At 41.4% G+C, this 23661-nt stretch carries 22 protein-coding genes; 14 read left to right on the forward strand and 8 right to left on the reverse strand.

What is annotated here, in order from left to right:
• Positions 1 to 314: 314 nt before the first annotated feature.
• Positions 315 to 566: a YkgJ family cysteine cluster protein gene (locus tag J8L86_RS18530; protein ID WP_211031253.1), complete on the forward strand. Its 252-nt coding sequence runs from the start codon at positions 315 to 317 to the stop codon at positions 564 to 566.
• 28 nt (positions 567 to 594) lie between these two features.
• On the forward strand, positions 595 to 1050 hold the full coding sequence (locus J8L86_RS18535; RefSeq protein WP_055024074.1) for an Rrf2 family transcriptional regulator: 456 nt from the start codon (positions 595 to 597) through the stop codon (positions 1048 to 1050).
• On the opposite strand, the gene J8L86_RS18540 is transcribed toward J8L86_RS18535, so the two are convergent.
• The 4 genes from J8L86_RS18540 to gpmM form a co-directional block, all read right to left on the reverse strand.
• Entirely contained in the window at positions 1025 to 1777 is a 753-nt protein-coding gene (locus tag J8L86_RS18540) for a divergent polysaccharide deacetylase family protein (protein WP_211031254.1), read from the reverse strand. The genes J8L86_RS18535 and J8L86_RS18540 overlap by 26 nt on opposite strands.
• A gap of 12 nt (positions 1778 to 1789) precedes the next feature.
• Complete coding sequence (locus tag J8L86_RS18545) at positions 1790 to 2992, reverse strand: S41 family peptidase (protein WP_055024076.1); 1203 nt, start codon at positions 2990 to 2992, stop codon at positions 1790 to 1792.
• A gap of 75 nt (positions 2993 to 3067) precedes the next feature.
• On the reverse strand, positions 3068 to 4201 hold the full coding sequence (locus J8L86_RS18550) for a peptidoglycan DD-metalloendopeptidase family protein (RefSeq protein WP_055024077.1): 1134 nt from the start codon (positions 4199 to 4201) through the stop codon (positions 3068 to 3070).
• A gap of 10 nt (positions 4202 to 4211) precedes the next feature.
• Entirely contained in the window at positions 4212 to 5744 is a 1533-nt protein-coding gene (gpmM, locus tag J8L86_RS18555) for a 2,3-bisphosphoglycerate-independent phosphoglycerate mutase (protein WP_211031255.1), read from the reverse strand.
• Positions 5745 to 6113: 369 nt separating this feature from the next.
• Between gpmM and J8L86_RS18560 the strand changes: the two genes are divergently transcribed.
• The 5 genes from J8L86_RS18560 to J8L86_RS18580 all read left to right on the forward strand — a co-directional run bounded on the left by J8L86_RS18560 (position 6114) and on the right by J8L86_RS18580 (position 10984).
• On the forward strand, positions 6114 to 6548 hold the full coding sequence (locus J8L86_RS18560; RefSeq protein WP_065110467.1) for a rhodanese-like domain-containing protein: 435 nt from the start codon (positions 6114 to 6116) through the stop codon (positions 6546 to 6548).
• A gap of 206 nt (positions 6549 to 6754) precedes the next feature.
• The gene (gene secB, locus J8L86_RS18565; protein ID WP_055024080.1) at positions 6755 to 7240 is read left to right on the forward strand and encodes a protein-export chaperone SecB; all 486 of its coding nucleotides are present in this window, start codon (positions 6755 to 6757) and stop codon (positions 7238 to 7240) included.
• Between the two features lie 5 nt (positions 7241 to 7245).
• Positions 7246 to 8262 (forward strand): NAD(P)H-dependent glycerol-3-phosphate dehydrogenase, encoded by a 1017-nt coding sequence (gene gpsA / locus J8L86_RS18570; RefSeq protein ID WP_211031256.1) that lies wholly within the window; start codon positions 7246 to 7248, stop codon positions 8260 to 8262.
• Between the two features lie 161 nt (positions 8263 to 8423).
• Complete coding sequence (locus J8L86_RS18575; RefSeq protein WP_080917269.1) at positions 8424 to 9608, forward strand: NAD(P)/FAD-dependent oxidoreductase; 1185 nt, start codon at positions 8424 to 8426, stop codon at positions 9606 to 9608.
• A 572-nt stretch (positions 9609 to 10180) separates the two neighbouring features.
• Positions 10181 to 10984 (forward strand): PhzF family phenazine biosynthesis protein, encoded by an 804-nt coding sequence (locus J8L86_RS18580; RefSeq protein WP_065110470.1) that lies wholly within the window; start codon positions 10181 to 10183, stop codon positions 10982 to 10984.
• Positions 10985 to 11130: 146 nt separating this feature from the next.
• Here J8L86_RS18580 and gltS read toward each other — a convergent pair whose 3' ends face one another.
• From gltS to J8L86_RS18595, 3 genes are all read right to left on the reverse strand, one after another.
• Positions 11131 to 12360: a sodium/glutamate symporter gene (gene gltS, locus J8L86_RS18585; protein WP_055024104.1), complete on the reverse strand. Its 1230-nt coding sequence runs from the start codon at positions 12358 to 12360 to the stop codon at positions 11131 to 11133.
• Positions 12361 to 12644: 284 nt separating this feature from the next.
• Positions 12645 to 13661 (reverse strand): helix-turn-helix domain-containing protein, encoded by a 1017-nt coding sequence (locus J8L86_RS18590; protein ID WP_055024105.1) that lies wholly within the window; start codon positions 13659 to 13661, stop codon positions 12645 to 12647.
• 41 nt (positions 13662 to 13702) lie between these two features.
• Positions 13703 to 15304, reverse strand: a complete 1602-nt coding sequence (locus tag J8L86_RS18595) for a DASS family sodium-coupled anion symporter (RefSeq protein WP_211031257.1) — start codon at positions 15302 to 15304, stop codon at positions 13703 to 13705.
• 321 nt (positions 15305 to 15625) lie between these two features.
• On the opposite strand from J8L86_RS18595, the gene J8L86_RS18600 reads away from it, so the two are divergent.
• The 7 genes from J8L86_RS18600 to J8L86_RS18630 all read left to right on the forward strand — a co-directional run bounded on the left by J8L86_RS18600 (position 15626) and on the right by J8L86_RS18630 (position 22524).
• Complete coding sequence (locus J8L86_RS18600; protein WP_065110473.1) at positions 15626 to 16261, forward strand: hypothetical protein; 636 nt, start codon at positions 15626 to 15628, stop codon at positions 16259 to 16261.
• Positions 16262 to 16328: 67 nt separating this feature from the next.
• Positions 16329 to 16799 (forward strand): CYTH domain-containing protein, encoded by a 471-nt coding sequence (locus J8L86_RS18605; protein ID WP_055024108.1) that lies wholly within the window; start codon positions 16329 to 16331, stop codon positions 16797 to 16799.
• 10 nt (positions 16800 to 16809) lie between these two features.
• Positions 16810 to 18177: a hypothetical protein gene (locus J8L86_RS18610; protein WP_055024109.1), complete on the forward strand. Its 1368-nt coding sequence runs from the start codon at positions 16810 to 16812 to the stop codon at positions 18175 to 18177.
• 329 nt (positions 18178 to 18506) lie between these two features.
• A complete protein-coding gene (locus tag J8L86_RS18615; protein WP_055024110.1) occupies positions 18507 to 19853 on the forward strand; it encodes a porin in 1347 nt (448 codons plus the stop codon).
• A 17-nt stretch (positions 19854 to 19870) separates the two neighbouring features.
• A complete protein-coding gene (locus J8L86_RS18620) occupies positions 19871 to 20695 on the forward strand; it encodes a hypothetical protein (protein WP_211031258.1) in 825 nt (274 codons plus the stop codon).
• Positions 20696 to 20802: 107 nt separating this feature from the next.
• Positions 20803 to 21471 carry a DUF47 family protein gene (locus tag J8L86_RS18625; RefSeq protein ID WP_055024112.1) on the forward strand — a complete coding sequence of 223 codons (669 nt, stop codon included), beginning with the start codon at positions 20803 to 20805 and terminating at the stop codon, positions 21469 to 21471.
• A 9-nt stretch (positions 21472 to 21480) separates the two neighbouring features.
• On the forward strand, positions 21481 to 22524 hold the full coding sequence (locus J8L86_RS18630) for an inorganic phosphate transporter (RefSeq protein ID WP_080917260.1): 1044 nt from the start codon (positions 21481 to 21483) through the stop codon (positions 22522 to 22524).
• Positions 22525 to 22530: 6 nt separating this feature from the next.
• Here the strand turns inward: J8L86_RS18630 and J8L86_RS18635 are convergent, their stop codons facing one another.
• Positions 22531 to 23526, reverse strand: a complete 996-nt coding sequence (locus J8L86_RS18635) for an AraC family transcriptional regulator (protein ID WP_211031259.1) — start codon at positions 23524 to 23526, stop codon at positions 22531 to 22533.
• Positions 23527 to 23661: the final 135 nt, after the last annotated feature.

Raw genomic sequence — 23661 nt, forward strand, 5'->3', positions numbered from 1 at the left:
AGTCGAAATTTACGTGCTGCGTTAAACTTAAATTCTATTACGCTTTAATTGAACGCTGTCATCGTTTGTTCTTGTTAGCTTAAAAACGGGCTATTGTGTCGTGCCACTTTTTTTGCATATAGCTTAACTAACAGAAATATCATTGATAGTTAACGCCATATAGCGCCATCACAATGCATTGAATATCAGGTTATAATTTCTACGTAACTCTCATTTTTTACTTAAAGATGTATTTTGAGTGCGTTTTATAGAAAAGATGATTCTATATTAGCCATTAGTAAGATATATTGCTGCTTTAACACTTAGGTACTTTTATGGACTGCCGTCTTGGTTGTGGTGCTTGCTGCATCGCACCTTCTATTACAAGCCCAATTCCAGGAATGCCAAATGGTAAACCTGCTGGAGAACGTTGTACTCAGTTAAATGATGACAACCTTTGTAAACTGTTCGGCGATCCCTCTAGACCTAAAGTATGCTCGGATTTTACTGCCACAATCGATGTGTGTAGTACGTCAAATGAACAAGCGCTTTGGTTGATTACTGTTCTTGAATCATCCACTTGTTGATTATGTATTTAAATGTTGGAACTAACTCATGCAACTAACTCGCTATACTGATTATGGCATTCGTATTCTAATGTACCTTGCTGCACAGCCAAAAAGAGAGACATTATTTCGTATTGCGGAAGTGACTACGGTGTTTGAGTTATCTTCAAACCATGTTGCGAAGATTATTCATCATTTAGGCAAGCTTGGCTACATACAAACCATACGTGGTAAGAGTGGCGGATTTAAACTGGCAGTGGCGCCAGCTGACATTAACTTGGCTAAGTTGGTCGGTGAACTAGAGCCATCATTAGCGCCAGTTAATTGCACTGAGCCTTATTGCCGATTTACACCAGCATGTAGCTTAAAAGGTATATTGGCTAAAGCGGTAGCGGCTTATATGGCGGTGCTTGCTGAATCAACGTTGGCTGATATTGTCGCAAATGCAGATGAATTACTAGAGACGTTACCTGATCTCTCTATCTCAGTACTTGAGTTGAGCTAGCCCCCTCGCTTTTTGCCATTGTGACAGGCAGTAATGTCGATGTATGAACTAGGTTAATGCCTTTTGCCTCTAATCGATATAAGTTTTGATTTAAAAAGCGTACCGTTTCAGGGTAAGGGTGCGCTATAACAACTAGACTTCCTTGCTGTTTTGCTTTCTCAATGATTTGTGAAAATTGCTTTTCAAGTGCAACTTCACTGACATCGTTATCTAAGAATATCTCTCTACGTAGCAGTGGTACACCGTGTTTCTCTGCCTTACTACTGGCTTTGCTGTAACGTGTAGTCACACTATCGACAAAATAAAGCTGTTTCTGCTTTAGGCTTTCCATTAACCAGTTCATCGGGTTGTCTAACTGAGTTAGCAAGCTGCCCATATGGTTATTTGCACCTTTGGCATATGGGATATTGGCAAGCGATGCCGTTAACTCTTGTTTGAGTTGTTGTTCGCTCATTTGATTAGTCAGTCCACCATTACCCAGTTTTTTACCGTTCAAGGCCTGCATCGGAATATGCAGCATGATTTCATTTCCTTGATGATGTCCTTGCTCGGCCAGTTTTTGGCCTAATGGTGTATGAGGTAATACTGACAGTGTCACGCTATTTGGAAGTGACAACACAGCCTCATCTGATTGACGATAACCGATATCGTCAATGATGATTGCTATGTTGACTGCTTGAACTGGACCAATAAAAAGTAACGTTAATAAAAAAAATAAGTAGCGCACTGAATCTGCTTTTTAGTTATGTGTTGTTATCCATGCAATAGCTGAAGAAATCTGGCCATCCTGTGGCTCATCATATTGCGCAGTTGATTGCTCAATTATATCCAGATATTCAGAATTTAGAATAGCTTCGTTAGAAATTTTGATGTCAGGTTCAATTCCTTTGCTGTGGATATCATTACCATCTGGCGTACTATATTTGGCGATGGTGAGTTTAATGGCATTGCCCATTTCTAACATAGGGATCAGGCTTTGTACTGTGCCTTTACCAAAACTTGTTTCACCGACTAAAGTTGCGCGGTTATTTTCTTGTAGTGCCGCAGCAAGCACTTCTGATGCAGATGCAGAACCCTTATTAATTAATACCACCATAGGAACGTGCTTAAAAATGGCTGGCTGGGATGCGTAATACACTTCGTTGGCATCAAAAAATCTTCCTTCGGTAGAAACAATGAGCCCATTTTGTAAAAACAAGTCAGCGATACTGATGGCCTGTCCTAATAACCCACCAGGATTATTACGCACATCCAGAATAAGCCCTGTTAACTCAATGTCCTTCCAAAGTTTAGATTGTCTAATGATGGCGCTTGTTGCATCTTCTTGAAATGAATTCAATTGGATATAACCAATATTACCTTTGAGTATTTTGGCATTGATCGATTCTATATGAATAAGTTCAGGGTTAAGTGACAACTCGAACGGCGCATTTTCTTCACGCTCGATGGTTAAATTAATGGTTTGTTTGGCGTTGCTGTTCTGTTTAATATCCATTAACACATCAGTTAAATTCGCACTGTCTATGACAGTATCGTTTAGCTGAAGTACTTTATCACCAGGCTGCAAGTTGGCTCTAGCTGCAGGAGAGTTAGGGTAAGGAGTAATAATCGTGATTTGGTCATCATCGGTGGCTACTTCGAAACCGTATCCAAAGTATTGGCCACTATTATTGTCATTGATGCTTTGGTAATCGTTAGCGTCTAAAAAGCCTGAATATGGGTCGAGATTTGTAAAAATGCCATCAATGGCAAACTCGATCAGTTGTTCGCGATTGACGTCATTAAAGTAATAAGTGTGGATGGTATCTATCACATCAAGTAGCAGGCTGTAGCTGTACTCAGAATCTGATTTATAATGTTGCTCAGAGCTAGACAAGCTCATCGAAAGTGCAACTGAAATACCCAAGAAAAAACATAATAAATAGCGTGCAAATTGCATCATAACAGCCCCTTAATACCGTCAAGGTACATACAGGGCTTCGGTTAGTTCAGCGAGTTAGGCTTCCTAGCCAGTTGTTTATCGACAATATTTCGCTGGGTTAACGGCTTGCCCTTTGTGTCGTATTTCAAAGTATAGGCCAGATTCTGTCTGTCCGCCTGAACTCCCGACAAGAGCAATAGATTCTCCTTTCTGTACAGTTTCTCCTGGCTGAATTAACAGTGCCTGAGCGTGACCGTACAGGCTCATGTAGCCTTCACCATGATCGACAACCATGACCATACCAAAACCACGTAGCCAATCAGCATAAATGACGGTACCTGGCGCAACAGCGGTAATACTCCGTCCTTCTGGTGCAGCGATAACGACGCCTTTCCAGCGTATTTGCCCTGAGCGGCGACTGCCAAATTTAGAGGCTAAATGCCCTTTAGTAGGCCAGTTTAATTTGCCTCGTCGTTTAGCAAGCCCGTCCATTTCAGGATTGTCTTTAGCTGCAAGTAACGCTTGCTCGATAAGCCGCTTTAAGCTGGCTTCTTCGATTTGCATTTGCTCAAGTTCAGCCCCTTTACTCGTTAAGGTTCGCTGAATTTGTGCTAACGTTTGTTTACGTTGGCTTTGCTCTTTACTCAGTTGTTCAGCTTGTTGCTTTTGCTCAATAATAAGTGCATTAAGCTTTTGTTGTTCAGTGACTTGCTGCTGCTTGACTGTGTCTAATTGCTCTATGGTCGCCTTTAAATCTGTAATGGCTTTAATTCGAGCATTATTAAGGTACTGATAGTAAGCCAACATACGTTCAACAGTCGCTGGATTCTGCTGGTTTAACATCATTTTTGAGTAGTCATGATTACCAGCCAAATAGGCACTAGATAATTGCTTTGATAAGGTTTTTTGTTGCGTAGTTCGGCGCTTGTCTAATTGAATCGTTTCAGTCTCTAACTCACTAAGTTTACTGTTAACTTGAGTTAGTGAAGATTGGGTTTGATTGACTTTTTGAGCTGCATTTGAAATAGCTTGCTCATCACGCTTAAGCAGCGAGATGAGCTTTTCTCGTTGACGACTGGTGTCTTTCAAAGAGTTTTGTTGTTGATTGATCTGCGCTTGAATGGCTTTAAGCTCTGACTGACGCTTATTCAGATCGGCACTTTGAACTGATGATGAAATTATCAGAAAGCCAGCAAATATGCTGGCTTTGAACAGTTGTCGTCTATTCACGAGTGGCTATTTACTCTTTGAGATTAATAATTGAGCGGCCTGTCATTTCTGATGGCACGTCTTGTTCCATCAAGGTTAACATAGTTGGCGCGATATCGCTCAATCGGCCACCATCTTCAATTGTCGCGTCACGACCGACGTAGATAAATGGCACTAACTCACTTGTGTGAGCAGTATGTGCTTGGCCTGTGGTTTCATCAGTCATTTGCTCAGCATTACCATGATCGGCTGTAATTAAGCATTCGCCGCCAACTTTTTGTAATGCATCAACAACTCGGCCAATACAAGCATCAACCGCTTCACATGCTTTTACTGCAGCATCGAAGTTGCCAGTATGACCAACCATATCGCCATTAGGGTAGTTACATATGATGACATCAAACTCGTTAGACTCAATTGCAGCAACCAATTTATCGGTTAATTCAGTTGAGTTCATCTCTGGTTGAAGATCGTAAGTTGCTACGTCAGGAGACTTAATTAACTCGCGGCTTTCGCCTTCAAACGGCTGCTCTTTACCGCCATTAAAGAAAAATGTTACGTGAGCATATTTTTCGGTTTCAGAGATACGTAACTGAGTCTTGCCTAGGTTTTGTAATGTTTCACCTAAGGTATTTACTAAGTCAGTAGATGGGAAAGCGACGGGAACTTTAATGTCGTTGGCATAGTTCGTCAACATGACAAAGTTCACACTAGGCGTGACCTGGCGCTTAAAACCGTCAAAATCGGCATTAACAAAACTGCGAGTGATTTGGCGAGCTCGGTCAGCACGGAAATTCATAAATATCAGTGCGTCATTGTCTTCTAATGACACCGTATCACCGATGGTCGTAGCAGCTACAAACTCATCGTTTTCATCACGCGCATATGCCGCCTCTAATGCATCGACAGCACTTGAGAAGTTAAATTCAGCTTGGCCTTGGGTGATAAGGTTATAAGCCTTTTCAACACGATCCCAGCGGTTATCACGGTCCATTGCATAATAGCGACCAAGTAGTGAGGCTATTTTACCGTGACCTAGTGATTTAAACAGTTCGTCAAAGTGCTCTAATGAGCCTTTAGCGCTGCGTGGAGGCGTATCACGGCCATCTAAAAATGCATGCAAGTACACTTTTGTGGCACCACGCTCTACAGCCATACGACACATAGCTTCAATATGCTCTTCATGGCTATGTACACCACCTGGCGACATTAACCCCATGATATGCACAGCGCCATCTTTACTGATGGCTTTATCAATGGATTCGCACAGTGCAGTGTTTTGTGCAAACTCATTGTCAGCAATAGACTTACTGATACGAGTCAGCTCTTGATAGACAATGCGGCCAGAACCAATATTGATATGGCCGACTTCTGAATTACCCATTTGGCCGTCAGGTAGGCCAACATCCATACCTGAACCAGAAATCAGGCTATGGGGGTAAGTAGCATTAAGTTTATCTAGAACAGGGGTGTTGGCATGATAAATCGCATTATTATGCGTATTTTCACGGTAGCCCCAGCCATCTAAGATAAGTAATGCCAGTGGACGCTTTTGAGTCGCCATGGAAGTACCTCTATTTTTAAAGTTAAAGTGTAAAGTTTATGAGAAAGTAAAATTTAATTGATATGGATATTACTACTTATGCTGGCGCTGAAAAAGATATTTACCTTATATAGCCTGTTCTTCATGCCGATTTATATAGCAATATCGGAGCTGGTATACCGGTTAGCCAAGATGAATTTTTTGCAATGAAAGCGAAATCATCATGATTTTGGCGCTGGCTTGTTAATTTTATGCAACCTTTAATGTGTAAAGTGTCACTAATAAGCTCCCATCGGTGATGATTAAGCGTGAACTTGCTGCATTATAAAGACGCAGTCGGTATACTCTGTGGCTTATTAATTTTAGCCAATCTAAAAGTAGGCAGAGAAGATGCAAGAATATATTGAATTTTTTCAGGCGAACCCAGTTTTAAGTATCGCTTGGGTTGGTTTGTTCATCGCTGTAATTGTAACGACAATTAAGACAGCAACATCTAAAGTTATCAACGTCAACACACAAGAATTGACCATGCTGATGAACAAGCAAGGCGGTAAAGTGATTGATGTTCGTTCGCAAGAAGAGTTCCGTAAAGGGCATATCGTAGATGCGTTAAACGTGCCTTTGTCTGAAATTAAAAATAATAAAGCCACGGCCCTTGAAAAGTATAAAAGCAGTCCCATTATTACTGTATGTAATGCTGGAATGACATCTGCGCAAGCAGCTCAACTTCTTGTTACACAAGGCTTTGAAAATGTCAGCAACTTAAAAGGCGGAATGGGCGACTGGACTGCTGCAAACTTACCAACAGTAAAAGGTAAGAAGTAAATATATCCAGCGACTTGCTAATGAATGTTAGCGGGTCCAACAAGATCCTACTTGTATAAAGGGCTTTAAGGCGTTTTGTTAACTAGTTAGATCAACTTTAATCGGGATGGACTAATATCTAGGCTTTGGCTAGGTTTTAGGAATAAAAGCCCAAATTTAAAATTAGCCTCACAGAAGAGCTAAAACACATTTGAAGGTAGGAAATCATGGCTGAAGTAGCAAACAACGAAGAACAAGCACCACAATTCAACATTCAACGCGTATTCACTAAAGATGTTTCATTTGAAACGCCAAACAGCCCAGCTGTTTTCCAAAAAGAATGGAACCCAGAAGTTAAGCTAGATCTTGATACTCGTAGCAACAAACTTTCTGACGACGTGTATGAAGTTGTTCTTTCGTTAACCGTCACTGCACAAAATGGCGACGAAACCGCTTTCTTATGTGAAGTACAACAAGCTGGTATTTTCTCTATCACTGGTTTAACTGAGCAGCAATTGGCTCACTCTTTAGGTGCATACTGCCCTAACGTTTTATTCCCATACGCACGTGAAACAGTAGGTAACTTAGTTTCTCGTGGTACGTTCCCACAGCTTAACCTTGCTCCAGTGAACTTTGACGCGTTATTCGCTCAATACGTTCAACAGCGCCAGCAAGAAGCTGCTGCAGCACCAGCTGCTGAAGAAAACGCTTAATATTTATGAGTAACGCTACCGAAATTACGGTATTAGGGGCGGGGTCTTATGGCACCGCCCTTGCCATTTCTCTCGCCAGCAGTGGTCATAAGACCTTGCTATGGGGTCATGAGCCTGAGCACATGGAAGCCCTTGCTAAAGACAGAGCAAACAGCGCATTTTTACCAGGGATCGCTTTCCCTGATACGCTTGAGCTAGAGTCTGACTTAGGTAAAGCATTAGCAGCGAGTAAAAATGTGTTGGTTGTGGTACCAAGCCATGTATTTGGCTTAGTTCTCAGTCAAGCTAAACCATTGCTTCGAGATGATGCTCGCATTGTCTGGGCAACTAAAGGTTTAGAGCCAGAAACAGGTCGATTATTGCAAGATGTTGCTCGAGAACAATTAGGGGATGATATTCCTCTCGCTGTGTTATCTGGGCCAACATTCGCTAAAGAGCTTGCTGCTGGAATGCCTACAGCAATCTCAGTTGCAGGTACCTGTGCCGACTTTACCAGTGATTTAGTAGAGTTATTGCATAGTCCTAAACGCTTACGTGTTTATGCAAATGATGACTTTACCGGTTTACAATTAGGTGGCGCGGTTAAAAACGTTATCGCAATTGGTGCTGGCATGTCTGATGGTATTGGCTTTGGTGCCAATGCGCGTACAGCATTAATCACTCGTGGTTTGGTTGAATTGACTCGTCTTGGTGTGGCACTGGGTGCCGACAGTAACACCTTTATGGGAATGGCAGGTTTAGGTGACCTAGTGTTGACCTGTACCGATAACCAATCACGTAACCGCCGTTTTGGTTTAGCGTTAGGTAAAGGCAGTGATGTCGATACTGCGCAAACAGAAATTGGCCAAGTGGTTGAAGGTTATCGTAATACCAAAGAAGTTTACACATTAGCGAAACGACTTGGTGTTGAAATGCCGATAACTGAGCAAATTTACCAAGTGCTTTATCAAGGTAAAACGCCAGTTGAAGCGGCTAAAGAGCTACTAGGGCGAGACCAAAAGTCTGAGACCATCTCTGAGTAGCGTGAGTGTGAATACGACTGAAAGGGTGCTAATATAGCGCCCTTTTTTGTGTCTGATGATAAAGTAGTCTGTTATGAATAGCGCTTTATTTTCGGCAGATAGTTAACCCGGCTTGTTGGCCAATGTCTTATTAGCACCACCCAAAGTGAGAGAGTAAACAAGTGATACATCATGACGTAATTATTATTGGTGCAGGAGCTGCGGGCTTAATGTGTGCGGCAACTGCAGGCTATCGAGGTCGTGACGTACTGGTATTGGATAATGCCAAACAAGCGGGTAAAAAAATTCTGATTAGTGGTGGTGGGCGTTGTAATTTTACCAACCAAAAAGTTGAACCGCACAATTTTATCTGTGGTAACAGCCACTTTGTAAAGTCTGCACTGGCAAGGTATCGTTCTTCAGATTTTATCGAACTTGTGGAACGTCATGGTATTGATTATCACGAGCGAGATCATGGTCAACTGTTTTGTAATGACTCAGCGAAAGACATCGTCAATATGCTGATGACGGAATGTGAATGGGCTGGCGCAAAAGTGCAACTACGTACAGAAATGACCAAAGTGAGCAAGAATGCTCAAGGCCAATTTGAAGTGCTGACGTCAAATGGTGACTTTAGCTGTGACTCACTGGTTATCGCAACGGGTGGGTTATCTATGCCGAAACTTGGTGCGTCGCCATATGGCTATAAGCTTGCTGAACAATTTGGATTATCGGTGCTGCCAACGCAAGCGGGTTTAGTCCCTTTTACATGGCATAGTGATCAAAAGGCACGTTTTGAGCCGCTATCAGGTATTGCTGTACCGTCAACGATTACAGCAGAAGACGGCACGCAGTTTAGTGAAGCCTTGTTGTTTACCCATCGTGGTTTATCAGGGCCAGCTATTTTACAAATTTCAAATTATTGGCAAGCGGGTCAAGCTATTAGTATTGATTTATTGCCTAATGAAAGCGCGGCTGAAAAGCTTGAAATTGCTTTAGCTAATAGCCCTAAGCAAAGCTTACGCAATACCATTAGCCAATGGTTACCAAAGCGTTTGGTTGAGGCGTTATTTGATGCCGCACAACTTGATAAAGCCCTAAATCAATTAGGTCATGGCGAGCGAGATCAAATAGCTAAAGACTTAAATGAGTGGTCAATTGTGATGAATGGCACAGAAGGTTATCGTACTGCAGAAGTGACGTTAGGTGGCGTTGATACGAATGAATTGTCATCGAAAACCATGGAAGCGAAATCGGTTGCTGGTTTGTATTTTATCGGTGAAGTCATGGATGTCAGTGGCTGGCTCGGAGGGTTCAACTTTCAATGGGCTTGGTCATCTGGTGTTGCAGCTGGAATGGCTGTTTAGTCATTTCAATCGAAAAGTCACCATTATTTCAATGAGTAATGACTAAACAGCTATTGCTTAGGTGACAGACATTAAGCAATAGCTCATTATTCCTTTTATGATGCTGGTTTTAAGATTATGGGGATTTATTTCCATAACATTATAGTTTGATTCATCGTTATTTCCTTGGTTTTTAATATCGACATTTGATGGACTCAAGTGCGTTAATACAGCTAAGTGTCATGAATAAAATTGAATCGTTAAGTGATTAATCAAACTTTGCTAATCGCTCAATATGGATTGGTTTTAATATTAATGATTAAAAAATAACATGGGTGATGTGGAAGAAAAGTTATTGAAATTGATCGTGATTACTCAATCGAACCTGTGTCAATGACTGGTATGAAGAGTGTTTAGTCGTAGCTATCATCTCGAAAATTGGTTTTAATGAATAGTCGGTTAACTCGCTATTAATCTTTATGGTGTATGAGCTGGTTAGCTGATATGTACGCTTTATGCATTGAAATTGACAAAGATACTGGCTGTAGTCTGAATTAAGTTACTGCTGCCGCAAAAGGATTTGGAGCGTGGTCATGGAATTAGAAATATATGTCGTAGATGCTTTCACTGACAAACAATTTAAAGGTAATTCAGCCGCGGTCGTCCCTTTAACCGATTGGCTTGATGATGAGTTAATGCAACATATTGCAGCAGAAAATAACTTATCAGAAACGGCTTTTATTAAATTCTTTTCTCACAATCGCTATGAGATCCGCTGGTTTTCTCCATTAACAGAAATAGACTTCTGCGGTCATGCTACTTTGGCTGCCTCCTTTGTTTTATTTGACCATTTAGGCTGTGAAGGCGAGCTGCAGTTTATGACGACCCATGCTGGCAGTTTATCCGTGACGCAATTGGCTGATGGTCGAATTCAAATGAGCTTTCCTAACAGGGCGCCCGCACCGCTTAATAAAGTCCCTGAAGCATTAATTGCTGGTTTGTCTATTACGCCGCGAGCTGTGTTAAAAAGCGGACAGGCTTATTTTGCGATCATGTCATCAGTTGATGAGGTAGAGCGGCTGCAATATCAATCTGACATTCTAAAAACGCTTGCGCCCTTAGATGTTGTGGTAACAGCACAAGTCGATGTTGCTGAGTCCGAGTATGACTTTGTTTCTCGTTACTTTTGGCCTGCAAACGGCGGTGATGAAGATCCTGTCACAGGGTCTATTCACGCTGGTTTAGTTCCATATTGGGGCGCTATTTTAGAGAAGCAAACCTTAGTCGCAAGACAAGCCTCTGCACGAGGAGGAGTGCTTTATTGTCAGCTTGAAGGTCAGCGAGTATTGGTATCAGGTTACGGGGTGTTATACCTGTTAGGTACCATTTATGTTTAGTATGAGCTTGGCGATGAATTGATATTGAGTGTCGCCGTAATTATATGAGGCCAATGCTGGTGGCAGTAAGGTGTGGGCTCTACATCAGTTGATTGAATTGATATTAAAAAGGCCATCACAAGATGGCCTTTTTTGATTGTATAGCGTTATTGCATCAAGCCGATAAAATAAGGAATGATTAACGCATTAGCGAGATCGATAAAGAATGCACAAACCAGTGGCACAATAATAAAGGCTTGAGCTGAATAGCCGTAACGCATAGATACGGCTGACATGTTTGCCATTGCGGTAGGAGTAGAACCTAATGAAATACCGCCAAAGCCAGAACAAATAACGGCAGCGTCGTAGTTTTTACCCATTGCAGGAAATACGACAAATAGATTCACTAATATAGCGACAATAAACTGCATACCTAGAATGGCGAAGATAGGGCCTGCTAAATCAACAAGCGTCCACAATTGCATACTCATTAATGACATAGCTAAGAAAGTACCCAATGCCATATCTGCGATTAAATCGACAGCCGCAGTACGTGTAGGCCAAGCTGTACCTGTTAGTCTTGGGTAACTTTTTGGGGTTAAGTTGGTGACCACAATACCTGCAAATAAGCAGGTAACAAATAAAGGTAAATCTAAACCAAAATTACTGACGACTTCATTAAGAATAAAGCCGAGGATGACACAAATATGAATAGCAAGCAGGGCGTCTAAAAAATCAAAAGATGTCATTTTGACTGGTGTTTCGGTTTCTTTACCTTGCGTGTTTGATGCATCTAAATCAACCGAAGGTTTTAATTGGTGCTTATTAATTAGGTATTTAGCAATCGGACCACCCATTAAACTGGCTAATATTAGGCCAAATGTTGCACTAGCGATACCGATTTCCATTGCGCTGGTTAGGCCGAACTGTTCTTGAATTTTGGGCGCCCAGGCGATAGCGGTGCCGTGACCACCAATTAACGAGACACTGCCTCCTAATAAGCCAACAACTGGTTCTTGGTTAAACAATGTGGCAACGCCAATACCTGTTAAGTTTTGCAAAATCATGTAGCCAATGGTCACTACCAGTAAAATGGCTAAGGGTTTTCCACCTTTCTTTAAATCCCCTAAGCTTGCATTAATCCCAATCGTGGTAAAAAAGTACACCAAGAGAATATCTCGAGCCATTAAATCAAAAGTCACCTCAACACTGGCGATGGCGTAAATGAGGGTAAACATTATCGAGAAAACAATACCGCCAGAAACAGGCTCCGGAATACTGAACTCTTTTAAAAAACCTACGACCTGATTTAAGCGTCTGCCAACAAACAGCACGATAATACCGATAGTGACGGTAAAAAATGAATTCAGCTGTAAAATGCCGTCAGAAAAGTCCATATAACTTCCTTGTGATTTATGTGTGGTGTGTCAGTGCCTAACGTATAACAGCACCAATACTCAATGTAATTCTGGCTCAGTTGCTCAATCCTGAATTACAGCCAGTAAGGTGAAACAATATTTTTACATACCTTGGTAATCAATTGATACCACGATTGATTATTAATCAATAAAAAAGCTTCACCCTTACAAGCTTTCAATAAAATGAAGCTTTGTAAGGGTGAAGCTCAAAAGGGTGACACCTCAAAGGTTTGTATATTAATGACAACCCATGAGGCTGTTGTTTACGTTAGCAAATGCTTACTGAGAGCTAAGACTTCAACAGCTGTTTTACCCAAGGTATAACGACCAGCAATCGCATATTGATGGTTATAGCGGTTGAGCCATTTTTGCAGTTGGGTATTGAGCTCTTCGATATCGGTAATGCGATGATTTTTTAAAAAAGGCGCATAAAATTCATCGTAAGCGAGCTGTTGAAAACGTGCCGCTAAACCATTAACTACAGGTCCGTTATATGCACGCATTTGAATATGGTTTATCTCGGTTTGTTCAAGCAGCTGCTTAAACGGCGCCGCCGACTGTTTGCCTGAAAACTCCGCCCCTCTATCGGTCAGTAGACTATTGATGGGGATCTTGTGTTCTTGATACCAAGGCATAACCGTGGTTGATAAAAATTCAGCCGCAGTCGCAGACTCTTTATTATCAGTCACAATTGCAATGGCATATTGGCTGTAGGCATCGATAAAGGTGTGCTGAAATAGCTGACCGATAGGCTCAACAACTCCGATACTAAACGTATCTTGTACACACACATCGCCAGGATATTTACAGTCTAAAGCCGTTTCATTTTGTTCAAGCTTGTAGAGCTGCTCCATATCATGCTGGCTTTTGAAGCTAAGCTGGTTTTGTTGTCGTAGGTGGCTGTTTAAAGCAACTAAGCGATTTTTTTTGGTTTCAAGATTATGCCTAACCCAAATAGTGCGAACGCCACTGGCTGAAATCGTACACCCTCGAGCAGTTAGCAGCTCAGCGGCTTTTGCTTGGCCGTAATTAGGGTAATCGAGTGCAATCTCAATCACTTGATCTTCAACTTCTTGAGAGACTCGATTTTTAAGGGCTGGTTTTTTACGAGAGAGGTTTTTTAACCCTCGCTCACCAGCCTCTTCGTATTGTTTTTTAAAGCGGTAATAGCTATCACGGCTATAACCCATAATATCGCAGGCTTTACTGATACTGCCAAGTTCAGTTGCTAGCTGAAGCAGAGCAAGTTTACTGCGAATTTCATTTTTATTTGAATTCATATCTGCTTATTATCATTAAGTATTTACCATCTAAAAACATCTTACCAAAAAACGCCGTTAGGGGTATAACCTAACCACCTAAACCAGGTTTCACCCATTAGAATGCTGGTGGCCCAGCCTATCATTAACATCGTAAAGCCAAACTTAAAGCTATCGCTCAGACTGTAATGATCTGTTGAGTAAAGTAACAAGGCTGGTTTACTGTTAAAGGGAAGCACATACACATGCTCAATCAATAACGCGACAGGCAATGCCAAGCTCATGATTGGGAAATCAAATCGCTGTGCAATCCCAATTGCGATAGGCACAAACAACATGGTTCGCATCGTTTTAGACTGAAATACTAGCGAGCTCAGTAACATGGCGCCAGTGAGGGCAATGTAAAACACACTGAATGGGGTTGATTCATCCATGCCAAAATATTCTAGGCTAAAATTTACTGCCAGATTAGGTAAGTCAGTTTGTTTAAAACCTGCGCCTAAGGTGTAAGCACCTGCAGAGAATAGGAGTAAATGCCAAGGGACATCGACTTGGTTCCAGTTCACCACTCCAATACGTGGGCATAAGGCGACGATGGCACCAATAAATGCTATCGCTGTTGCGCTCACGCCATGATATTTATCCGTTGCCCAAAAAACCAAAATGGTGACGAAAATGACGATCGATTTTATCTCACGGAATGAGACTTTCCCCATTTTTTCTAGTTCTTCTTTTAAGCGCTCCATACCGCCTTCAATTTGCGGTAAGCGTTCTTCTGGTGCCAACGGAAAGAATATTTTTGTTGCTAGCAGCCAGCCAATAACAATCATACAAACCACAATGGGTAATGCGACAATCATCCAGTCAGCAAAGAAAAAACTTCCCCCTATCGCGCCAGCAATTAAACTTGCTGCTAATAAGTTTGCTCCTGAGCCAGTAACAAATGCACCTGCACATAAGTTGATTTGTAGTAAGTTTTGCAGCACTAAGTTACGGCCAAAATTATTCTTATTGTCACCGCCTCTGGCACCATACACCGCAGCGATTACCATAAAAATGGGCATCAAGATGGCGGCTTTTGCTGTGGTGGCTGAAATGAATGCAGATAGCACTAGGTTGATCACCATAAAACTATAAAAAATGGGTGTAGCGCTTGTGCCAAAGCGGCATATAAACCATAAGGCGAAACGCTTGGCTGCGCCTGAGGACACCAACATAGATGCCAAGATGAAAGAGAGAATGTTAAGCCACATAATAGGGTGGCCTAATTGAGCGTATGCTTGACGCTCGGGCAGAACGCCAGTTAACACTAAGGCGATAATGACCATTAGCGAAGTAAGGTAGTTAGGAATAGGCTCGGTAATCCATAGAATCACCGCCGCACAAAAGATAGCTAACATGGCTTGGCCGTGCCAACTAAACTCCGTTAAGCCCACTTCATGAAAGTGTTCTGCTGCCGAATGACTTAGCATGGCGGGATCAAATTGAGTTAAAAATGAGGCTGGAGCACCGGTTAATATCGCAACAAAAACCACCAAGGCAATCCATATACCGCTTCGTGCTAGCCACAACTCAAAGTTTGATTTTGATCTGACAGGCAACCTTTCCATTCGATATTGATTCATGTCAAGGGGGTCTATCCGTTCCGTAACTTCTTTGCTCATTTTCTTATGACCTTTAGCTGAAATCCTTATGGGCTAACCATACCCCTTAACGTGAGGATAAAACTGGATCAAGATCAATAAAATAACCAATTAGTTTTCAATTAATATTTTTTACTTTTGTTTATGTTAACTTTGTGGTTTGTTTAATTTGTTGATTTTTATAGATTATATTTATTTGAATATGTTCTTTTGATTTATGTTTGTAAGATTAGGTTGAGACTAAAATTAATAAAAGTTGATCTAGATCTGTTTTTTTTGTCAATCACAGGAGTACTGTAAAAGGGTACTCAATAACAACGACTTGATATGAAAGGAAACAGTATGTCTGAATTAACAATTGGTGAAATTTCGAAACCACGCTTTGAGTTCCGTACGTTTGGGCAGGACTTTACTGAAGCTGCAGAACGTATGGCGCGTTTATCTGTACCGGTTCCAGAAAAGGTATGGCGTCGTGAAAGTGATGAGATTTACATTATGTCTCGCACCAATGATTTGAATAACACCAAAATTCGCGATGGCAAAATGGATGTTAAAAGTTATGTGCAAACGGTAGATGGTCTAGAGCAGTGGGATCCTAAGTTAAAAGCAGAATTCCCGATTGCTAAATCTCAGCTTGTAGAAGAGATTTTCCCTGCATTTATGGTAGAACAACCTGCATTAGCGAAAGAAACCTATAGCTTTGAAGAGTTTATCGATATCATCGATGCCCACCCAGATCTTCAAGCAGTAAAAATTCACAAAGAACGTTTTGGTTACATGGTCAATAACACCATTTGTGAGGTCGCCAATGTATTAGTGAACGGTGCGCGCTTAGTCAGTGTAAACAGTGAATCTACCGAGCTTGATGATATCCAAACAACAGTAAAAGATTTGCGTTTAGAAGGGGTTGAAAACATTAACTACCTTCAAGCTATTAAGCGTGTTATCGGCATGAAAAACTTGCCATTAGCGAATTAATTCACTTGGCCGACTTAATAGGCAAAAGTGGTAACAGCGACAAATTCATTTTTAGGGAATAGCTATCATGGCACAAGAAATTGAACGTAAATATTTAGTCTCAAGTGACGAATTTAAAGCTCAAGCAGCTAAGTCTGTGCGCATTATTCAAGGTTATTTAAGTAGTGTGCCACAACGTACTGTGCGAGTTCGGGTAAAAGGCGATAAAGGGTTTTTAACCATTAAGGGAATTGGTAATGAGTCAGGTGCGTCGCGTTATGAATGGGAAAAAGAAATCACTGTTGAAGAGGCGCAAGAACTACTGAAAATCTGTGAACCAGGCGTCATCGACAAAACTCGTTATCTTGTCGATTTCGAAGGACACATCTTCGAGGTTGATGAGTTCTACGGCAGCAACCAAGGGCTGACTGTCGCAGAGGTTGAATTGACAGATGAAGCGCAAACCGTTCATAAACCAAGTTGGTTAGCAGAAGAAGTCACTGGTGATGCGCGTTACTATAACTCGATGCTAATGAAGCAACCTTTCACTCAATGGTAGGGTGAATGTCATGTTGTCGCTATCGATAGCCGATGAGTACCACTTAACGATTCAGCTGGAAATTCCACCTGAGTTAAGTCGAGTGCAATTGCAGGTGTATTTCTTCTATCCTGCTAAGTTGGCTGACAATAGCGACGTCATGAATAAAAGTAGTTTTTATCATAATCTCCTACAGCAACAGCAGCTTATTAAAGTTGACCCCATCAGCTGTAATACTATTGATCGTGATTTATTGATCATTAAGCAAACTGCTTATGCTACAGCTAAGGCCAACCAACGTCGTTATGTGTTGGCCTTATCTGAATTTGTTTGCGGGTTACTCGATTTACAACCTGAAGACTTTTTACCTTCCCATCAAATGACAGAGCAAGATCTTACCATTGGCAGTGCTCGGCGATTACGGTTTATGGGGGACAGAATAGAGCAGTTCTCACAGGTTCATGACAATGAAGCGGGTGTTACCCAAAGTAAATTATTTAAATTGGCATTGCATGTCATTAGCTACCACTATCACCAGTGTTTACTAGAAGCGAAACATAAGGCATCTAAAGAAGAAAAAGCTTGGCTGAATACTCACATTCATCGGTTAACCGAAGAGGCTGAACTGCGTAATCTGACGTTAATGCCTAAATCAGAAGCTGGCAGAGAAAAGTTACTTAACCGCTTACATATTGCAAAACGAGTCATTCATAGACCTTATCAATTATCTCGTAAGCGACTTAAAAACGGCGAAGTGGCAGAGCAACTTATTTTTGGTTTTGCTGCGGCATTAGCAATGGCGTTTGCCACGGGAGTGGCTTTTGCAACCCAAAGGGCTTTTGGCAATTTCTCGACCCCTTTTTTCTTTTCATTGGTGTTGTCATATATTTTTAAAGACCGCATCAAGGAATTGGGGCGTAACTATTTTATGGAGAAGTATTTTTCTAAATACTCTCAGCATCATTATCGTTTTCATCAAGCCGACTCTGGTCAACTTGTTTTTGATGCCAAAGAAACCTTGTATCGACAAAAGGCTGAGGCCTTACCTGCCAAAATTAATCAGCTTCGTAAACGATTCTACCGTGCAGATAGTCATAGCTCCCAAGAAGCGTTGGTATATAAACGCTTATATCAATCACATTTAAAAAATGGCGAAGAACCTTTATTTAAGTTTAGAGACAAACTGACACTTAATTTAAGTAAGCGTTTACGTTTTTTACCAAGAACCATTCGTTGTCACTGGCAAGAAACAGATAACAACATAAAACAATACAATGTGCACAGTGTGTATCCCATAAACGTTATTGTAGAAATTAAAACCGATGCTGATAGCGTTTATCAACGCTATAAACTCACGACCAGCCGTAAAGGGATCCATAGATTAGAACAGGTTAAATAATTACTTTCTGATTTTATCGGCTGGTACGGCGCTCAAATCGCTTCTCATATAAAGCCTAAAACCATACAGGTAATTTAACCTAAAAGACCGGGAATCGTTGCGTTTGAATTGAGACAATTCTAATGCGGGATTCGGCTGCCTAATATAAAAAAACACCCGACAATGAACAAGTTGCACTCAGATCTCATTAGTTAATAATTGTCAGATTAAGTTGTAATTAGTTGATGTTGATCATGTTTTTTCTTCTGCTGTAGATCTACTCTATGCCTAACAGGATAGAAACATTTTTGTTCCACATTAGTCTTAAAATAAATCTAAGGAAGAGAAAGATGAGCAAAGAAAATGTGTTTTCAGTTTCGGGCGTAGCTAAGGCTGTCGCGATATCGTTATTTTGTTTTTCAGGTGCTGCAATGGCAGCTGATAGCGACCGTGTGACAGAACTAGAAGAACGCTTAGATGCACTAGAAATGGAATTAATTGAAGCAAAAGATGCCGCTAATCAAACTGACCGATTAACGTTCTCAAGCAGCAGCCCGTCACCAGAGTTTATATCGAAAGACGGCAAGTCGACCATGGAGTTTTCTGGCCGTATTCAATTGGACTATGTGAACTCTGATGATTTCTACACTGGCAGTAAACGTGAATTTGAAGGCGGAGCAAACACGGTCGACTTCCGACGAGTCCGCTTTGGTGTAGAAGGTTACTTTTCAAATGTTTGGAAGTACTCGTTAGAATTTGATTTTGATGGGGAATCAGAAGTAGAAGTCAAAGATGCCAATGTGAGTTACCGTGGCTGGGAGAACCAAGAGCTTGAAATTGGTTTTCAAAAATTTGGCTTCGGCTTAGAGGCGACAGGCAGTTCTGCTCACCTTGCTTTTTTAGAGCGTGCGAGCACAGATACCTTCTCACCAGATCGTAATGTGGGTGTGCAATGGTTGTATAAAGGTAATGATTACAACTTGATGCTGGGCTTAGGTACAACCGCTAACATCAATGATGATGATTTAAACTTCAAACAAGATGTCTACAACGGCCGCTTTACTATGGCGCCGATTAATACCAGTGATCATTTATTGCATATTGGTGTGAGTGGTATGTACACCAACAATAATAGTGAAGCTGAAGAAATGCGTTACCGTGCAAGACCTAGCAGTAAACCCGTTAGCCGCACTATTGATACTGGCAAGTTTGATGCTGAATCAGTGCAAAGTTATGGCTTAGAGTTGGCTTATCAGCACCGTAATTTACTGATCCAAGGTGAATATGTAACGTCAAAAGCGGATCAAGTTGACGATGAGTCGGTAAGCGTTGATGCCTATTACTTACAAGCTGTGTATACCTTAACGGGCGAGCAATGGAACTATGGTAGTAAGAAAGGCACCTTTAAATCAGTAAAACCTGAAAATGCGATTTCTGCTGGTGGCTATGGTGCTTGGGAAATCGCTGCACGTGTGGATGTTGCTAACTTCGATGATACCGATGCCGATATCTATGGCGGAGAAAAAACCGATTACATCGTGGGGGTAAACTGGTACTTAGAAAATAACCTAAAAGCGCAGTTTAACTATGTTCGCAGTCAGTCGGATTATAAGCAGCCATATACCGACATTAACGGTGTCGAAATGTACGATCAAGATGGCAATATTTTCCAAGCCAGATTGCAATTTGCATTCTAATTTAAGGGGATATGTTGATGCGAAATAATCTATTTTTAATTGGCTTGGTGAATGTGTGTTTAAGCTCTAGTGCCTATGCATTATCGCCAGATGCGTTTACTTCACTTGAGTATCACGTGAATACGGGTACAGCTAAAACGATGCCTTATGCAGCGACTAAGCAAACCGATGAATTTAAAGAAGCATTTAATTTTATCGATTTAGAAGAGCGCCTTAAAGTCAAATTGGTGACTTACTTAGATACGCCAAATCGCGCTTTCAAAGCCAAGGATATCAATATCCGTGTGCGTGAAGATGTGAGTAAGCCTCGCAAAAGTAAAATTACCGTGAAACTACGTGCAGCTGACCCAGAAAGTTTTGGTGAACTGTCTAATTACCGTAAAGCGGAAATTGACTATACCGATGGTAAAGCGGCATACAGTGTGAGTTATGACGTGCCATATTCTCCAGCAGATATTGATGTCAGAAACGTGGATATCGATTCGGTATTTAAGGTGTTAAAGCGCCATTCTGTGTTGTGGGACATCGTTGGCGACATCTATGAAGCTCATCAAGATGAGGTTATTCAAACAATGGTCATGCGCACCCATGGCTGGGAAGGGGCGGTAAAAGATAAGCGTTTTGATAATGTAGAAGTGGACTTTCAAGTATGGACTCCATACTACCGTAAGCCACGTATCAGCTTTAATGAGTTCTCGTTTAAAGGGCATGTTAAAGACAAAGCGCAATTAGAAAAAATGTACCAATACTTATACCAACAAGTTGAATCTGTCGGTTATGAGCAGGGTCATAGTGGTTCGAAAACAAGTTCCACTTTTAAAATGAGTAAAGGATTCAACTAGTTTCCCGCACTCACCCATGACTGGGTATTATCACCCTCACTCCCATTGGTAGTGCCCGGTCATGTTTTCGCTTTACCTTCCATTATCAATACTACAAGGAGATGCCAATGTTTGGCTTTTCTCGGATTTCTACGCTTCTTTCTCAGAGTCAGTCTACCGAAACCAATGTTTTTTTATTTCTAGATCAAGTGACCTTAGCGCAACATAAGTTTGTTTATATGTGGCAAATGTATCTCACCCATGGCGCTAATAGTGATGAGTTTTCCAATGCGTTAGCTGAATTACAAGCTATTGAACATGAAGCCGATGTGCTCAAGCGAGAAATTGAACAAACCTTATATCGAAAGACGCTTATTCCAGATTTACGGGGTGATGTAGCGTCACTTATCGATTTAACTGACCGCCTAATCAATCGCCAAGAGACTATAGGTTTGCACCTGCAAATTGAAAAGCCATTAATCCCTCAGGCGGTTGAGGCTGATTTGATGGTGTTACTTAAGGCTGTAGGCAATACCATTGACCACACTTTATTGTGCGCCAAAAGCTTTTTTACCGATTTACAGCGGGTGCAGGAATATCATCAAAAAGTGATCATGTTTGAGTCTGATGCAGATAAAGCCTGTACTCGAGCTAAAACGATTTTATTTGATACAGACTTGCCACTTATTAACAAAGTGCAGCTGCGTTATTTCTTTGACCGAATTGATCAAGTGGCTAATTTAGCCGAAGACATCAGTGACAGGGTAGCCATTTTCACGTTAAAACGCGTTCAGTAAGGAGTGCAAATGGATATTGCGATTTGGGTGTTTCTTTCAAGTGGCTTGTTTTTAGGTTGGTCACTGGGTGCAAATGATGCTGCGAATGTCTTTGGTACCGCTGTTGGCTCAAGGATGGTGAAGTTCTCTACTGCCGCGATGATTTGTTCGGTGATGGTCATTTTAGGCGCTGTGATAAGTGGTGCTGGTGCGTCACATACGTTAGGTGCGCTGGGTAAAGTGTCAGCTATTGGTGGTGCTTTCACAGTGGCTTTATCTGCAGCGACAACCGTGTACTTAATGACAAAATCAGGTTTACCAGTATCCACAGGGCAAGCCATTGTGGGGGCGATTATTGGCTGGAACCTATTCAGTGGCATGGCAACTGATCCCGAAGTGCTCACTAAAATTTTAAGCACATGGGTGATGTGTCCAATCTTAGCGGCAATTACAGCAGTTTTGTTGTATAAGGCAGTGACCAAAGCAATTAACTGGTGGCGTCCTGGGTTATTCCAGCTTGACCAATGGACTCGAGTCGGTTTGATTTTAGCTGGCGCTTTTGGTGCCTACAGTTTAGGAGCGAATAACATTGCTAATGTGATGGGGGTGTTTGTATTAAGCGCGCCTATCGATACCATCGAGCTGGCAGGAATAGAGTTTACCGGGGCGATGCAGTTGTTTTTCTTAGGGGCTGTTGCTATCAGTATTGGGGTATTTACTTACTCTAAAAAAGTGATGATGACTGTGGGTGGTAACTTGATTTCAATGACACCTGTAACCGCATGGGTCGTGGTAATGGCGCATTCCATCGTGCTATTTATTTTCTCGTCGCAGTCATTGTCAAATGGCTTTGTAAATATGGGCTTACCAGCGATTCCATTGGTGCCGGTATCGAGCTCGCAAGCCGTGATTGGTGCCGTGATAGGCATTGCTTTTTTAAAGCGATTGCCAATTCAATGGCCTGTATTAGGTAAGATATTAGTGGGCTGGGTTATCACACCAATATTATCGGCCGTAGCGTGCTTTATTGGTTTGTTTATCGTGCAAAACTTGTTTAAGCAAGTGGTGGTGTAAGCCTAGTTAATCAAGGTTTCTGTATTGGTTTTGCATTTCAATTGGCGTCATCGAAAAGTACTTTTTGAATGCTGAAGAAAAGTTAGAAACATGGTTGTATCCTGAGTGGTATGCCACTTCCCCCACTGATTGATTGTCAAAAATAAGGCGTCTTCTGGCATGCTCAAGGATCTGATTGCGGATGTACTCTTTGAGTGTCAGTTGATGATGGGACTTAAAATAACGTTGTAAGGTACTAACACTCGCGCCAAGTTTGTCAGCGATTTGTTTGAGAGATAATGATTCAAATAGTAAGGATTCAATTTTTGCCTCAAAATCAAACTGACTTACTGGTATAGGGGAGTTGTTAACGTCAGGCTCTTTTGGGGGAATCGCATCTCGATCGAGGTTGTCACTCAGTAGCGTAAAACTGTCACAAAAAAATTGTAATGCCAGTTGCTCTAATTCCCATTGGAAGTTAAGTGTTTCATCGAGGCTTTTTTGATACAGCTCAGCGGCTAATGTTAGTTGTTTTTCAGTGCATGGCCACTGAAAAACAGACTGAGCCGAGGCAAATATTTTCTCAATATGCAGCCTGTCAGCCATGCTGCCACAGCGGGTTAATAACCATTGCTTGGTAATGCTTAAATTGACTTTTTTTACCTGCTGTTGCTGAGTAAAAAACCGAGTAAATATCTGCTGTGAATTGATAATGTTGATGAATAATACAGGCGAACTTTGCGCTTGAATATCATAGCGTTGATGTTCCAGTGCAAAGCTAACCTTACCGGCGAGTAATACATTAATGCTAATGCAGGCATCAATCTGCGAGTTGCTATAACCCTCAGTATGCTCTGTCATATTAACGCAGTGAACATCAATACCACTGGGCAGTTTTTTAAAATACACCTTACCGGTAATCAGCTCCTTTGAAGCAATATCTTTTGCTTCAATAAAAGCATCTTCATAGCCTGCATCTTTGATTTTTCTTGATAACTCAACCTTTGATAAGCGTGTATTCATACCTAAGTTGCCTTTTCATAGTAAATGGCGATTGCGCATAACAGCTTGGCGATTTCGCATAACAATGAGTGAAACAAACACCATAACACAGTGATAACATAATGATAATAATTCTCATTACAGTTGTTCGGAATA

The sequence above is a fragment of the Shewanella sp. MMG014 genome (assembly GCF_018100775.1).
GTDB lineage: Bacteria > Pseudomonadota > Gammaproteobacteria > Enterobacterales > Shewanellaceae > Shewanella > Shewanella japonica.

Excerpts from the sequence above, each read along its gene's own strand:
- J8L86_RS18635 (WP_211031259.1), bottom strand. The coding sequence starts at position 23,526 with ATGAATACACGCTTATCAAAGGTTGAGTTATCAAGAAAAATCAAAGAT.
- gltS (WP_055024104.1), bottom strand. The coding sequence starts at position 12,360 with ATGGACTTTTCTGACGGCATTTTACAGCTGAATTCATTTTTTACCGTC.
- J8L86_RS18615 (WP_055024110.1), top strand. The coding sequence starts at position 18,507 with ATGAGCAAAGAAAATGTGTTTTCAGTTTCGGGCGTAGCTAAGGCTGTC.
- J8L86_RS18600 (WP_065110473.1), top strand. The coding sequence starts at position 15,626 with ATGTCTGAATTAACAATTGGTGAAATTTCGAAACCACGCTTTGAGTTC.
- J8L86_RS18545 (WP_055024076.1), bottom strand. The coding sequence starts at position 2,992 with ATGATGCAATTTGCACGCTATTTATTATGTTTTTTCTTGGGTATTTCA.
- J8L86_RS18595 (WP_211031257.1), bottom strand. The coding sequence starts at position 15,304 with ATGAGCAAAGAAGTTACGGAACGGATAGACCCCCTTGACATGAATCAA.
- J8L86_RS18620 (WP_211031258.1), top strand. The coding sequence starts at position 19,871 with ATGCGAAATAATCTATTTTTAATTGGCTTGGTGAATGTGTGTTTAAGC.
- J8L86_RS18625 (WP_055024112.1), top strand. The coding sequence starts at position 20,803 with ATGTTTGGCTTTTCTCGGATTTCTACGCTTCTTTCTCAGAGTCAGTCT.
- J8L86_RS18530 (WP_211031253.1), top strand. The coding sequence starts at position 315 with ATGGACTGCCGTCTTGGTTGTGGTGCTTGCTGCATCGCACCTTCTATT.
- J8L86_RS18630 (WP_080917260.1), top strand. The coding sequence starts at position 21,481 with ATGGATATTGCGATTTGGGTGTTTCTTTCAAGTGGCTTGTTTTTAGGT.
- J8L86_RS18605 (WP_055024108.1), top strand. The coding sequence starts at position 16,329 with ATGGCACAAGAAATTGAACGTAAATATTTAGTCTCAAGTGACGAATTT.
- J8L86_RS18590 (WP_055024105.1), bottom strand. The coding sequence starts at position 13,661 with ATGAATTCAAATAAAAATGAAATTCGCAGTAAACTTGCTCTGCTTCAG.
- J8L86_RS18535 (WP_055024074.1), top strand. The coding sequence starts at position 595 with ATGCAACTAACTCGCTATACTGATTATGGCATTCGTATTCTAATGTAC.
- gpsA (WP_211031256.1), top strand. The coding sequence starts at position 7,246 with ATGAGTAACGCTACCGAAATTACGGTATTAGGGGCGGGGTCTTATGGC.
- gpmM (WP_211031255.1), bottom strand. The coding sequence starts at position 5,744 with ATGGCGACTCAAAAGCGTCCACTGGCATTACTTATCTTAGATGGCTGG.
- J8L86_RS18560 (WP_065110467.1), top strand. The coding sequence starts at position 6,114 with ATGCAAGAATATATTGAATTTTTTCAGGCGAACCCAGTTTTAAGTATC.
- J8L86_RS18580 (WP_065110470.1), top strand. The coding sequence starts at position 10,181 with ATGGAATTAGAAATATATGTCGTAGATGCTTTCACTGACAAACAATTT.
- secB (WP_055024080.1), top strand. The coding sequence starts at position 6,755 with ATGGCTGAAGTAGCAAACAACGAAGAACAAGCACCACAATTCAACATT.
- J8L86_RS18610 (WP_055024109.1), top strand. The coding sequence starts at position 16,810 with ATGTTGTCGCTATCGATAGCCGATGAGTACCACTTAACGATTCAGCTG.